The organism is Chitinophaga filiformis, assembly GCF_021646545.1.
GTDB classification, from domain to species: domain Bacteria; phylum Bacteroidota; class Bacteroidia; order Chitinophagales; family Chitinophagaceae; genus Chitinophaga; species Chitinophaga filiformis_A.
On the sequence record NZ_JAKIRP010000003.1, the window covers coordinates 499,482 to 515,455 of the forward strand.

Sequence of the window (15,974 nt, forward strand, 5' to 3'; positions counted from 1 at the left end):
TTAACGTTAACAAAACGGGTTACTTATCCTTGTCTGTGATGCTTGTTACCACCAATTGCAGGTTCCTGGGCAATGTGATGGCATCATAATGGTCTCCCTGTGTGAACAGATGCGTGAAGCGGCCGCTGGTATACCGTTCCCAATCTTTCATGTGGAGGAAATCATTATGAATATTCTGTTTGGCCTTAAAGGCGATAATATCTCCTTTTATCTTTCCTTTCTGTTCATACGCTTCGCTGAGACGGAGATTATGATAGAACAGTTGCTCGAGGTGGTTCCTGTGGGTATCTTCCAGCCCTACATCTGCCAGCCAGTCACGCAGCCAGTTTACCTCCTGCTGAATGGCATCCCTTGAAAGCTCTATCGACTGTTTACGTTTCTTTTTATCCCTGATGTCTCTGTCCAGGAGCAGCAAAGTGGTACGTATTCCTTTTTCCTCCAGCATCTTCGCTACTTCGAAGGCAATAGTACCACCGAAAGAGAAACCTGTCAGTACTACTTCCTTTCCTGGTTCATTCTCCAGTATAGCCGTCGCAAACCGCCTAACCTTTTGTTCGATGGTAGTGTCGAAATCTTTACCATCATCAAAGCCTGCATCCTGTAAACCATAGCAGTTATATGTTCCCTGCAGCGCTTTACCCAGTTCCATATATAACAAGGAAGTACCTATCAGGGGCGCAAAGCAATACATACGGGGCAGATCCGGTTCTTTCCTGTTCAGGCTTAACAAAGTGCCCTTCTGTTCTCCACGTGTATCAGCGAGTGCTAACAGTGATTCAATAGTGGGATGGCCAAGGAAATCGCGCAGTGATAATCTCAGGTTAAGCTCCTTATTCATCCTTGATACCAGCTGCACCGCCCTCATGGAGTGACCTCCCAGTTCGAAGAAGCTGCTGGTAACACCCACAGCATCCAGGTTCAATACTTCTGCCCATATTACAGCCATCTGACTTTCCAGTTCATTGCGGGGTGCTACAAATGTTGTAAGACTATCTATTTCCGGCGCTGGCAGCAGGGTCTTATCTACCTTACCATTGGTGGTCAATGGTACAGCAGGTATCAGTATGAACCATGCAGGTACCATAAATGCAGGTAAGAACCTGCCGATATGCTGTTGCAGCTCTTTCCGGTCTACTGCTGTTTGTGCTGTATAATAAGCCACCAGGTACTCTTCCTGCTGAAGTGATGTTTTGGTTACGATGGCCTCTTTTATGCCGGGATACTTCAGGATGGCAGACGCGATCTCGCCTGGTTCGATACGGAAACCATTCAGTTTGATCTGCTCATCCGCCCGTCCTGTATATTCAATCTCACCTTTATGATTCCATCTTCCCTTATCACCACTGCGATATAATTTGCCAGGACCAAAAGGATCAGTAACAAAGCGGGCAGCAGTCAGTTCTTCCCTGTTGAGATAGCCAATAGCCACGCCTGCGCCACCGATATAGATCTCTCCTTCTACACCTACAGGCTGCAGTTGTTGCAGTTCATCGAGAATATAGATCTGTGCATTATCTATAGGCTTACCAATAGTAATATAATCTGCGGATGTTATTTCACTGACTGTACAACCCACCGTTGTTTCCGTCGGACCGTATTCATTGAAGATCCTCATCTGAGGGTTCAACTCTTTCAGTGTGAGAACATGATCTGGCAGGAGGGCTTCTCCACCTACAATGGCAGTATTGACAGCCGTTTTCTCTAACTGTAGGCTTGCCAGTACACGTATATGTGCCGGTGTGATCTTTACCGCCGTCAGCCTGTCGTTTGTAAAGACCTCTTTCAGCGCTGCCAGTACATCTTCTTCCGGCGTCAGGCATACTTCATCACCACGCAGTAAGCCACTCAGCAGACTGGTAATGGTAAGGTCGAAAGACAATGAAGAGAATACGCCGAATACATGGCCGGTGGTATTGTCAAAGTAGTGACGGTTAACGAATGTCAGGTAGTTCATCAGAGATGCATGAGAGATCAGCACTCCTTTTGGCATACCTGTAGAACCGGAAGTGTAGATGATGTATGCGGGAGCTTCCTGGTTTACAGCTGGCAGTGTTCCGGGCACCGTCTGATCAATATCCTTTACAGCCCCATTCAGTGCCAGTACCCTTCCGCTCCACGGCCATCCGTCATGATCTGTCATTAACAATGTGGCCGCCGCATCATCGAGAATGTACCTGATCCTGTCTTCAGGCAGGGTACTGTCTATTGGAAGATAGGCGGCTCCTGTTTTGAGAATAGCCAGTATACTGATAAGCGACCACTCATTCCTGTTGACCATGATCGCCACCACATCTCCCGCTTTTGCCTGGTAGTGTTGTATGAGATAAGCAGCCAGTTTATCTGACAAGCTATCTAATGCTGTAAATGTGTACTTTGTCTTACCAGCAATAAGTGCATTCTTGTCAGGATGCATAGCAGCTACCTTCCTGAAGGCGTCTACAATGGTCACTGAAGGAATATCTGCACTGGTATCATTCAGTGTTGTCAACAGCAGCGTTTCTTCCTGCGCAGGAAGAAATTTTATACGGTTCAGCGATAAAGCTGGATATTCTCCTGCATTGATGATCAACTGATATATGTGTTCACAGAGACGGACCATTCTGGCCTCGTCAAACAACACTGTACTATACTCCAAGGTCAGTAAAAGATCATCTCCCTGTTTTCTGAAGAAGAATGTGAGATCAAACTTACTGATCTCTGTGGCTACTGATGCTTCTTCCACAAGCATATCCTGCAGGTTCAACAGGTCTTCTTCCTTCCTGTCTTCATCCTGTAATACCAGCATGACATTGAACAGCGTGCGCTTATTGAGCGGCTTGTATTCATTCACGGCATCTACCAGCAACTCAAACGGGAATGATATGCGGTCGTAAGCAGCAATAGCATTCGCCTTCACTTCCCTGAGCAAGGCATCAAATCCACATTCCTCATCAATCCGCGAACGAAGCGCGATGGTATTCAGAAAGAAGCCTATCTGATTTTGCAGATCGGGATGTTCCCTGCCGGTAACAGGCAATCCAAGCACAATATCCTTGTCTCCCGTATAACGATAGATCAGCAGCTTAACGATAGCAGCAAGCCCCATCATAAGTGTGGCCTCCTGTTCTTTTATCAGGGTGAAGAGTTTTCCGTTAAGTACTCCCTGCATCCTGCTGTAATATCTCTTGCCCGTATTATCCGGTATAGCAGGTCTTGGTCTGTCAGCCGGCAGTTCCAGCACCGGTATATCGCCCGAGAAGCGATTTACCCAGTATTCCCGGTGTTCCGACATCTTTGCGATGTTCTCCTCATTCTTCGTCCACATCACAAAGTCCCGGAACTGCAAGGGCAGCGGTTCCAATGGATTGGGTCTGTCTTCCAGGCATGCGGAGTACAGTATTACCAGTTCACGCATCATGACCTGCATCGACCATTCATCTGCAATGATATGATGTATACATACCAGGAAAAGGTATTGGTCATCTTTTACCTGCCACAGCTTTAATCTTAATAATGGTCCCATCCTGAGATTAATAGGAATACCGGCCCATTCTTCCGCCGCTACGAGGCTTTGCTGTTCCGCATCAGGAAGCGCCCGCAGGTCTTCAAAGCTTATCCAGTTATCGAAATCGTCATATTGTTTTATCTGCTGCACAGGTTTGTCGTTCACCAGGAACAGCACGGAGCGCAATATTTCATAACGCTCCACCAGCAGGCGTACAGCTGCTTCAAATGCAGTCCTGTTAAATGGTCCTCTAAGCCAGTAGGTATACGGCATATTGAACGTTTCCAGGTTGTTGAGCATCTGCTGCTGAATCCATAAGCGTTCCTGACTATTGGAAAGCGGATAATATTCCTGTACAGGCGCCGGCGGTATAGCGCTGAATAATTGTTTTCCACTCTGGTCTATCAGGGCAGCCAGGTCGGATAATACCGACCGCAGGAAAATTTCTTTCAGCGGTAGTTTTACTTCAAGACGTTTATAGATCAGGGAGGCTGTCTGTATCGCTTTCAGTGAGTGTCCTCCTAATGTGAAGAAGTTGTCGTTCCTGCCGATGTTCTTTGTACCGAGTACCTCTTCCCATATCTTAGCCAGCACCTTCTCCGTCATTGTTTCCGGGGCTATATAAGCACCTTTGGTTAGTCCGGGCACTGGCAGACGGGCACGGTCCACTTTGCCATTCCTGTTCAGCGGAACAGCATCCAGCAGCACCAGGTGAGCCGGCACCATATAATCCGGCAGGAAACGCTGCAGATATTCGCGGACGGTATCTGGCTGTATATTCCTGTCGCTAGCATAGTAAGCTACCAGGTATTTATCGGCGCCATTACCATAAGCCAGTACAGTAGCATGGGTAATGCCCTCCAGCCTGATCATCAGGGCCTGAATTTCACCCGGCTCTATACGGTAACCACGGATCTTCACCTGGAAATCTGCCCTGCCATTGAACCGGATCAATCCTTCCTCCGTCCATGAGCAGACATCACCGGTATTGTACATCACCGTGCCGGGTTGGTACGGATTATCAATGAAGCGACTGGCTGTCAGCTCCGGCTGTCCCAGGTACCCAGTGGCAATACCAGGTCCGCTGAAATATATTACGCCCGGAACACCTACCGGTAATAATTGCAGATTAGCATCCAGGATATATGCCGGCATATTGGATAAACCCCGGCCTAAGATCAGTGATTCATTCGCTTTCGTAAGCTGATACCAGGTACAGTAAATAGTAGTCTCTGTAGGACCATACATATTCCACAACACCTTACATCTATCCAGCAGCCGTTGTGCCAGCGATGCACTCAGGGTATCTCCCCCTGTGATGATCGTCAGTCCTTCTGTTCCATTCCACCCACTTTCAGTCAGCAGGTGCCACATACCCGGCGTTGCCTGCATAAAAGTGATTCCCTGCTGCATCATCAGCTGCAGCGCCTCAGGAGAGTGGACCTCATCCCTGCTGGCCAATACCACCGTAGCCCCATTTATCAATGGCAGCAGCAATTCCAGTACAGACATATCAAACGAAGCCGTTGTAATAGCCAGTAACTTATCGGTATTGTTGATACCCGTCTTTTTGCTAAGCCCCTGGAACAGATTATAAACCGCGCCATGAGGGATCATTACGCCTTTTGGTTTACCGGTGGAACCTGAGGTATAGATCACATAAGCTACATCCGCTGGCTGGATTTCATGAACACTGACTACTGCGTCTGACAACAGTTCTTCTGTGATTATCTGTCCCTGATAGAACGACAGTAAGGGCACTTCTTCCACTCCTGCAACAACTGCAGTTGCCTCACTGGTCTCAAGCAGGTATTGTAATCTTTCTGGCGGAGCGGTGATATCAAGTGGCAGATAACCGGCACCGGATTTAAGTATCCCCAGTATGGCAATCAGTAGCCATTCATTACGATCCACCATCACGGCTACGAGTTTATTAGCGCCCGCATAACCGTTGTGCTGCAGATAGGCGGCCAGTCTGTCGGCGCGTTTATTAAGCTCAGCGTACGTTATCTGCCGTTTACCGCTAACAAGCGCTATCGCTCCCGGTGTAGTTGCTGCGTGTCTGCCGATCAGTGTCCCCAGCGGTGTAAAGGGCGGGAATTCCTCTGCTATGTTATTATAGTTATGCAGCAAGTCATGTTCTTCTTCAGGACTCAGGTAAGACAATCGCGATATTGGTGTAGACGGTGCAGCTACTGCCGCTTCTATCAGCCGATGCAGATGTTGCCCCATACGTGTGATGCGGGCATGCGTAAACAGCGCACTGTTATATTCTATCTGCAATTGCAGACCATCCGCCTGTTGTTTAAAATAGAAGGTAATATCAAACTTGCTGCCCCCAAGATGCATATCCAGCTCTTCGTCACGACGGACTGTTCCGCCTACAGGCACTTCTTCATCTGCATCCCTGAGCACTATCATGACGTCAAAAATTGCCGAGCGGCTTACATCGCGGTTAATGTCTATGTCTTCCACCAGCAGATTGAAAGGATATTCCTGGTTAGCGTACGCTTCCAGCGCTGTCTCTCTTACAGCCAACAGATTGCCGGCAAAGCCCTCGTCTCCTGTGAGCGTGGTTCTAAGTACCAGGGTGTTCACATACAAGCCTATCTGGTCTTCCAGATCAGGGTGTTCCCTTCCGGCTACGGGCGTACCGACAACAATGTCTGTTTGCCCCGTATAACGATACAGGAGAGATTTCACGGCCGCCACCAATCCCATGAACAAGGTAGCCTGCTTACCAGCCACCAGTGACTGTAGTGCTGCCAGCACCTCGGCCGGAATAGTATGGTAATAATTTCCTCCCTCAAAACGCTGTATAGGCGGACGAGGGAAATCAGCAGGCAGTTCCAGTACAGGCAGATCTTCCTGCAGCTTACTCCTCCAGTATGCCTGCTGCGCCAATAGTGACGCACTATCACGATTATTGCGCTGCCAGCTTGTATAATCTTTGTATTGAACAGACAGCACCGGCAAACGAGCCTCTTCCTTGTTCTCCAGCGCCGTATAGATAGTTGTAAGTTCGCGCTTCAGTACCTGTAGCGACCATTCATCTGCAATGATGTGATGAATAACCAGCACGAGATAATGATGCGTGTCACTATCACTAAATACAGCGGCCCTTAACAAAGGACCATTACTAAGATCAAAAGGCTGGCGGGTGAATGCCGCTATCTTCGCCTGCAGACTGCTATCGGCAGCTTCGCTATGCAAATGGAAACCGGCAGATTGTCTCACCATCTGCACCGGCTTACCATCTATAGTATCAAATACGGTACGCAATATTTCATGACGGGCGATGAGGATCCCGAATGCTGCTGCAAGCAACTCCCGGTCCAGCTTACCCTCGTATTCAAACACCTCTGTGATAGAATACGCCAGGTCAATACCATCAAACTGATGTAATACCCACAGCCGCTGTTGTGCATAAGACACAGGGTAATAAGCCGCAGGTGCTGCTGATGGTATGGCTATATATTGTTCACGTTTGGAATGCTGTATGAAGGATGCCAGCGCTTCCAGCGTGGGATGTTTAAACACATCTTTCAGCGAGATCTTCACAGAAAGGTCTTTATACACCCTGGCTACCAGCTGCATGGCTTTTAATGAATGTCCTCCGCAGGTAAAGAAGTCGTCCGTTACACTTACCTGTGACAGACCAAGAATATCTCTCCATATTGCTGCGAGTTGTTTCTCCAGCTTGTTACGCGGTGCGATGTACTGGTTTCCGGTGGTAGTCAGCGGAACGGGTAGTTTTACTTTATCCACCTTTCCGTTGCTGTTCAGCGGCATAGCCTCCAGCTGTACGTACCAATTGGGAACCATGTACTCTGGCAGGGACTGCGACAAGTATGTCCTCAAATCCGCTGTAGTGATACTATGATCTGCCGTATAGTAGGCCACCAGCTGTTTATCCTCTTTTTGTGTCACTACAGTAACAAACACTTCCTTCACACCCTCATAAGCAGACAGCGCCTGCGCGATCTCTGCTGTTTCGATACGATAACCGCGGATCTTATGCTGTTCGTCCCTTCTGCCGGCATATCCTAATTGTCCGTTAAAGTACCAGCGCCCACGGTCGCCACTACGATATAAGAGATGATCGGTTAAGGTATGATGTATAAACTTCCCGGCTGTAAGCTGTGGTTGCCCGAGATAACCAGCTGCCACCCCGGTACCTCCGATAAAGATCTCACCCTCAATACCTACAGGCGACAACTGCAGCCTGTCGTCCAGTACGAGGATCTGCGCATTGGCCACAGGTGTTCCTATGTAGATACGGTTGTCGTCCTTCACTTCATAAACAGTACATCCTACTGTCGTTTCTGTAGGACCATATTCGTTAAAGATCCTGATATCAGGGTTGAGTTGTCGTAATATCCTGATATGTCCACTATGCAATTCTTCGCCTCCGGCGATGATCGTATGGACTTTGGTAGCCGTAATATTGAGCAGTTCCAGCGCACTGATATGAGAGGGCGTCAGCTTCACCGCATTTACTACAGCACTGGTGAAAGTTTCAGATAATACCTGTTCGATGTTCTCTCCGGGGAAGAGCTGCACACTGTCTCCTCTCAGCAATCCTGACAGAAGCCCTGTAATCGTGAGGTCGAAAGATAAGGATGTAAACACACTGAAAACATTGCCCCGCTGATCATTGAAGTACCAGCTATTGGCCCATAACAGATAATTCAGGAGTGCTTTATGTTGTATAATAACGCCCTTAGGATTGCCGGTGGAGCCAGATGTATACATTACATAGGCCACATCTTCCGGAGCAACAAGCGGCAAGGGACCGCTCTCCCATTGTGTAATACCTGTGCGGATAGCGGATGTAGACAGTACCGGCACATCTGCGATAGTGATTTCTTCATCTGCAATCACTAATACCGCCGCAGTGTCTCTGAGAATATAACTGATCCGCTGAACAGGATAAGTAACATCCATCGGCACATATGCGGCGCCTGCTTTCAAAACGGCCAGTACAGAAACGACCGCCCACTCATTCCGTGGTAAAAGCAACCCAACTATATTACCTGGTTTTAAGCCATAATGGCTGATAAGACGCGTAGCCAGACGGTTAGTATAGTCGTCCAGTGTTGAGAAAGACATTTGCCGTTCTTCGCACAATATTGCAGGAAGGTCTGCCCAGACAGGGCTGCGCAAGCCCAAGAGTGCCGGCAAAGTATCTTTGCTAATCGGTGCTACTGTTTTATTGAATACATGTAACAGTCTCTCTTTTTCCCCGGCATCCAGGAAATCCGCATCAATAACAGCAGCTCCGCCACATAATTGTTCCAGCAGTTTTCCGAAGTGCCGACCCATGAGCTCAATCCTTTCTCTTGCGAAGAGATCTGTGTTATATTCCAATGTCAGCGTAATACCATCTCCACGGTCGAGGAACCAGAAGGTAAGATCATATAAGCTGGTAGTAACACCCACCCTGTCTTCTTCTACCTGCAGACCATTCATTTGTGGTATAACTTCTTCCGCCTGCATACCCTGTTGCATGACCACTGCCACATCAAAAATGGGAAAGCGACTGAGATCACGTGGTATATCCAGCTCATCTACCAGTTTATCAAAAGGATATACCTGGTGCTCAAATGCCGCCAGCATAACATGTTTCACCTGATCCAGCAATGCCGGAAACGCTGCATTGCCATCAATGACAGTTCTCAGCGCCAGCGTATTCACATAAAAACCGATCTGTTCTTCCAACTGTAAATGTTCTCTTCCCGCTACTGTGGTACCCACGATGATATCTGTCTGTCCTGTGTAACGGTAAAGCAGCGCTTTCACAGTAGCTACTAATCCCATGAATAAAGTGGCACCCGCTGTTCCGGTCACTTCTTCTAAAGAAGTCCTGAGTGTAGCAGGGATATGAAAACGCAGCTGCTCACCATTATAAGTGCGATTGTTACCTCTGGCATGATCGAGCGGTAGTTCCAATACGGGTAATTCGCCGGAGAGCGTATTGTGCCAGAAATCCCTATGCTCCTGTAAGTTGTCGCCACTCAGCTGTTCCAGCTGCCACACCGCGTAATCTTTATACTGGAGCGGTAGTGGTTTATATTGATAAGCCTTTCCGCTATGAAATGCATTGTATGCGGTGATCACTTCTTTCACAAACACCTGCATAGACCATTCATCGGAAACGATATGATGTACAGCAAGCAAAAGCGTATGCTGATCTGCTGATAATTGCAATAACCAAACACGCAATAATGGTCCCTGGCTAAGAGAGAATGGCGTAGCTGCCATTAACTGTTTATATTGCTCTACCGTGCCGCTACCGTCGCTGAGATCATGTGTAACGATAGTGAAATCCAGATCATTTGCTACCATTACTTTCTGCCTGGGAGTTCCATTGACCAAAGGGAAAATCGTACGCAGACTTTCATGCTTTTCTATCACTTTCAGGAAAGCCTGCTGCAAAGCGGCCTGGTTCAGGGCGCCCTGTAAAGTGTAAGCCAGCGGACGACTATAAGCCACGAGGTTTTCTTCCAGCTGATCAATCACCCACAAGCGACGCTGCCCGTGTGAAAGCGGATAGTCCTGCTGAACGGGCGCCAGAGCGATCTGCTGATATTTTCCCGCATTCGTTCCGCTGATTAATACTGCCTGAGCAGAAATTGTAGTATGATTAAAGATATCGGCGATGGTCAGCTGTATCTCAAGCTCCTTATAAATACGTGATATCAGCTGTATGGCCTTCAATGAAGAGCCGCCAATGGTAAAGAATGAAGTATTGCGCCTTACTTTATCCACACGCAGAATAGCCTTCCAGATACCGGCAAGCTGCTGTTCTACACCCTCATGTGGTTCGTCACTGCCTTCCTGTTCCTTGCGGTCCGCAGGTCTGGGCAGCTTTTTCCGGTCTACCTTTCCATTGATATTCAGCGGAAAGGCCTCCATATAAATATAATGCACCGGCAGATGCGTAAGCGGCAGTTCTTTCTCCAGCAAAGCTCTCAATGTGGAGGCTTCATATTCTCTCCCACTGTAGTAACAGATCAGCTCCTGCACCAGCTCTTCGTCCTGCTGTACGATCAGCTCTACCTGGCGTATGTCCTCCAACCCCAGCAATGCCTGGCGTATGCCGTCCAGTTCTATACGCACACCGTGCAGTTTTACCTGATCATCTCTTCTGCCAAGGAGCTCAAGTATACCATCATTACTGTAGCGGCCTATATCGCCGGTACGGCAAACGAGGAACCGGTCATCTTCCAGCAATGGATTAGGTACAAATAAAGTATCCGTCAGTATGGGGTCAGTATACCCCAGGGTAACATATGGACTACTGATATAAACCTCTCCGATCTCTCCCTCCACACAAAGTAATCCATTGTTGATGACGGCAATGCTCGTATCGGCGATAGGTTTCCCGACGGGCAGCACATCTCCCGGCTCCCAATCCAAATTATCTATATGATAACAGCTCTTTAGAATAGTGGTTTCTGTCAGTCCGTACATATTCGACAGACGTGCGCCACCATTTACTTTCTGCCAGTTCAGCACATCGCGTCCATACAAACGTTCTCCCGCGAGTACAACATGTCGCAGTGCCGGCAGGTTAATACGCGATTCCTCCATTTCACGTGTAATAAGGCGAAACAGGGAGGGAACCGTCTGAAGAATGGAAATACGCATATCAGACAACCATTGCACCAGCGAAGGAATACGTTGACGGGTATCAGGAGCGGGTATGCATAATGTAGCCCCCGAAGTAAGTGCCACAAGTATATCTTTCAGGGATGCATCAAACGTGACAGGCGCTATCTGACTGATCCTGCTGTCAATGCTGACTGCAAATTCCTTACTATGCCATTGTATGTAATGACTGAGGCTACGGTGACTACCTTTGATGCCCTTGGGCACACCAGTTGAACCGGAAGTATAAAATACATAAGCAGGCGCGTCATCCGGGATAATAACATCCAGCGCTGCGGAAGATAATTCTTCCGGCAACACTTCATACGCTGGCAACATACTTTCCGGTGTAAAACAACGATACGGACGTTTTTCAATACCTATCAGCGATGAGAATGCAATGTCCAGTTCACTCAGGATCTCTTCTCCGGATGCGGGCATTTCAAGCACCAGGGGAATATCTCCTGCCATTCCTTTGACATGCTGCAGGGAATTGCTGTCAGTGATCAATATTACCGGATTCAGTTGTTGCAATATCCCTGACAATATACGTTGTGGTTGCCGCAGGTCCAGCGGCAGGTATACCCCACCACTTTTCATCACCGCCAGCATAGCCGTAACCAGGTTGATACCGGATGTGAGCACGACACCGATAGCATCTCCAGGGGTCACTCCTTTTGCTTTCAGCAATCTCGCCAACCGGTTACTGTCCTTCTCCAATTCTTCGTAACTAATCCTGGCCGCTTCTTCTTGGACAGCCACCAGCTGAGGATACAGCGCGGCTGTTTCAGCAAACAGCTGGAATACTGGTGTATGCGATTTTACGACTTGTCGTTTGTCAAAAGCTACTGCCCCTTCCGGCACCGACCTATTATGATACGTCAATGTCCGGAGACTGTTGTCGGGGGTTGCTAGTATTGCCGTGAGCAGCCTGTCAAGGTCTTCAGATATGGTAATGATCCGGCTCGCGTTGAACAGATCAGTATTATATTCGATACCGGCTTCCAGCACCTCATTCCGGATGCTGAACTGAAAACGCAGGTCTCCTTTACTGATGGATAAGAGCGAAGGCGCCGTTTCTATCTCTATTCCCTTCATTTCCTGTACTGCCGAAGTATCCAACTGCACATTCTGCAATACCACCGCCACATCAAATAAAGGGTTACGGGCGGGATCTGCATCTGCGCCCAACTCGTCTACCAGCAGATCAAATGGATATGTCTGATGCTGAAATCCGTTTACAGCACAATGTTTTACAGCCTCCAGCAATACCGAAAAGCCTTCGTTGCCATCTACCTGTGTTCTAAGTGCAATTGTATTGAGATAATAACCGATCTGGTCTTCCAATTCAGTATGCTCGCGGCCAGCAACAGGTGTACCTATTACGATATCTGACTGCCCTGTATAACGGAACAGCAAGGTTTTCACCAATGCTACCAATCCCATAAACAGGGTGGCTTCTTTTTTATTCAGATATGCCTGGAAAGCAATGCTTCTTTCTTTATCAATATTGAAATGATACTGCGCTCCTCTATAAGTGGGTATCTGTGGCCGTTGCCTGTCTGCCGGCAGCAACAATGCCTGTATGTCGCCGGCCAGCTGCTCCAGCCAGTATTTACGGTGTGTGCTATGTTCACTGTTCTCTACCTGTGTTATCTGCCAGGCAGCATAATCTTTATACTGCAGCTGCAATGGTGATAATGGACTACCCTTCCCATCATGATACGCATTATAGAGCAGTAACAATTCCTTTATCATTAGCTGCATCGACCATTCATCAGAAATGATATGATGGATACCAAACAGTAATGTAAATTCTTCCGCGGCGGTTTGCAGCAACACAATACGAAGCAGGGGTCCTTTATCAAGATCATAAGGTGTTTCTACTACTTCTCTCTGACGTTGTGCAATGATCAATTCAATATCTTCCCCTGCACTGATATCCTGGAAGGTAATTGCAAAACCTGATTCTGCCAGGCTATTGATCTTTTGTTTAGGTTCTCCGTTGTGTAATATGAAAACAGTTCTTAGCGACTCATGCCGCTCAAGCACCGTATAAAATGCTGCAGTTAATGCCTCCTTGTTCAGTTTTCCTTTCAGCCGATATGTCTCCAGTCCGTTAAAAGGCTGTGCATCCCGCAATCTTTGGGACTGCAACCATAAACGCCTTTGAGAATATGACAGCGCATAATGCGCCTGTACGGCGACGGGCCTGATGGACTGAAAAACCGCTTTCTTCGCTTCGCGGATCAGTATTGCCTGTCCGGCTATGGAAGTATGTTTAAAGATATCGGCAATGGTGAGCTGTACATCATGCTCCTTATAAATACGAGAGATCAGCTGGATAGCTTTTAAGGACGATCCTCCATTCACAAAAAATGAAGCATCCCTGCTGATATTTGTGATGCCGAGGATAGCCTGCCAGATGGTTAACAATTGCTGTTCCAGTCCGGCATGCGGCGCATCAAACTGATGCCCTGCCACGAGTTGTTCCGGTCTGGGCAAACGCTTTCTGTCCACCTTACCATTAATGTTCAGCGGAAAGCTGGCCAGCCACACATAATGTGCCGGCAGATGGCTGACAGGCAATTCTTCTCCCAATAGCTCACGCAGGTCAGCATCTTTTCGGGGATTACCCACATAATAACAGATCAATTCCTGCTGAAAGTCATCGTCCTGATATACGACCAATTCCACCTGATCCACCCCTTCCTGTTTCAGCATGGACGATTTAACTGCATCCAGCTCTACACGCACGCCATGGATCTTTACCTGTTCATCGCGCCGTCCCAGCAATTCCAGCGTACCATCCGGGCGGTAACGTCCCAGGTCGCCTGTTCTGCATACAATATCTTGCCGGTCTTTTACCAGCGGATTCTGCACAAATAGTGTCTGAACATTTTCCTGATCAATATAACCTTTGGTTACATAGGGGCTCTTAATATATACATCTCCTATTTCACCTCCTGTACATAAACCACTTTCATTGATAACGGCCAGCTGAGTATTGCTGATGGCTTTTCCTACCGGGATCACTTCTCCCGGCTGCCATTCCCAATGCGGGATACGATAGCAGGACTTGAGGATGGTCGTTTCAGTAAGACCATACATATTGTAGATAACAGTATGCTCTCCGGCAACAGCACGCCAGTTAAGCACATCCTTTCCGTATAACTTTTCGCCTGCCAGCACCACGTATTTCAATTGTGGTAAGATGATCTGCTGCTCCTTCATGGTCCTGGTGATGAGGCGGAACAAAGAAGGCACTGTTTGCAGCAGCGTAATGCCGGAATTGTACAGCCACTTTACGAGGGCCGGTAACTGATAACGCACAGCAGGATCAGGTATGCACAGGGTTGCGCCAGTGCTCAATGCAGTGAGTATATCTTTCAATGATGCATCAAAAGTGACCGGGGCCAACTGACTGATCCGGGTTGACTCATCCATCTTTAGTTCCCCCGCATGCCAATGGACATAATGGCTCAGGCTTTCATGGCATCCCAGAATACCTTTGGGAGTACCAGTAGTACCGGAAGTAAAGAAAATATAATTGCTGTCATCCGCCTGTTGTGGTACTTCTGGCAATGTAGTACTGAAGGCAGACAACGTAAGTGTTTCACAAGTATAATTATCACCTGTCAATCGGGCCAATGTATAACCTGACTCCTGTGTTTCAATCATACTGGCATCCAGCTGCAAATCTGCCAGTAAGCTATGCGCTGCCGCAGGGAGACCTATCAGCAAAGGGATATGCACTTTCCGTTGCAGGAGGAACTGTTGCAGCTTGTCCAGATCTTCTGAAAAGGTGATCAGCGCTGACGGATTTGTAAGCGACAGCATCTGTAATACACGCGCCGGCGCCTGGTCAATATCCAGGGGCACATACACCTGGTTGGTCTTGAAACATGACAGCATGGCAACAGTCAGCCTGATGCTGGAATGCATAACAACGCCGACGTTACTGCCGGGAGTAATACCGAGCGACAATAACACATGAGACAATCTGTTACTTTCCTTAGAAAGTGCTTCATAGCTGATTACATCGTGGGACTCTTCAATAGCTACCTTGTCTTTCAGCAATGCAGCCTTATTTTCTATAACGCTATGGATAAATGATTTCGACATCTGGAATGAAGTTTTGGGAATCTTGCAATATTTCAGGGGCGCTGCAGAACGAGTATCAGCCTGTCAGCCGGCTCTTTTCTGAAATATTTCGGGATAACACGTTGTTCTTTTATGCTAAATCCTGCGGCCAGCGATGCTGCTATCACAGATTCATTATCGGAAGGCCGCTTTCCTGAAAAAAGTATGGGCAGGCCATAGTCACAAACATTATTAATAAAAAGATGCCCGCCGGATTTGACCAGTGTAAACAACTCTGCAAGCAGACTCTTATAGTCTACATAGTTCAGTACCTGGGAAATAATGATATTATCGAATACCTCACCAGCCAACTGCTGTTGCAGATCCTCCGCAAAGGACACTGCATTCATATCAAGATTGAGTAAACGGCAAGCGCCCTGGTCCCGGAGCCATTGTAAGGCATCCCTGTCGTTTTCCAGGAAAGTGATACTTGCTGACGCTGGCAGCACTTCCCTTAATTCAGGGGAGTATAACAGCGGAGTGAAAAACGGACCAATCTCCAGGATATCACCTTTCAGCTGTCTCCTGTTCTTCAGCAAATAGGGGATCAGTCTCCTGCCACCCATTACCATTCTTATCCGGGCGTCCCGATCAAATTCTTCACCAAACCGGTTGTCAGTGAGCGGCCATCCGCTCCATTCAACCATATATTTCTCCGGAATTAAAGCGTCGATCATCAGGGTTTCTTTTTGGG

Annotated in this window: 2 protein-coding genes; both read right to left on the minus strand. The window is 47.8% G+C overall.

The genetic code is table 11. The annotated features are described in order from the left end of the window. Positions 1 to 19: 19 nt before the first annotated feature. Positions 20 to 15,262: a non-ribosomal peptide synthetase gene (locus L3C95_RS11725; protein WP_236386019.1), complete on the minus strand. Its 15,243-nt coding sequence runs from the start codon at positions 15,260 to 15,262 to the stop codon at positions 20 to 22. A gap of 32 nt (positions 15,263 to 15,294) precedes the next feature. Next, the gene (locus L3C95_RS11730; RefSeq protein WP_236386018.1) at positions 15,295 to 15,957 is read right to left on the minus strand and encodes a methyltransferase domain-containing protein; all 663 of its coding nucleotides are present in this window, start codon (positions 15,955 to 15,957) and stop codon (positions 15,295 to 15,297) included. Between the last annotated feature and the right edge of the window lie 17 nt (positions 15,958 to 15,974).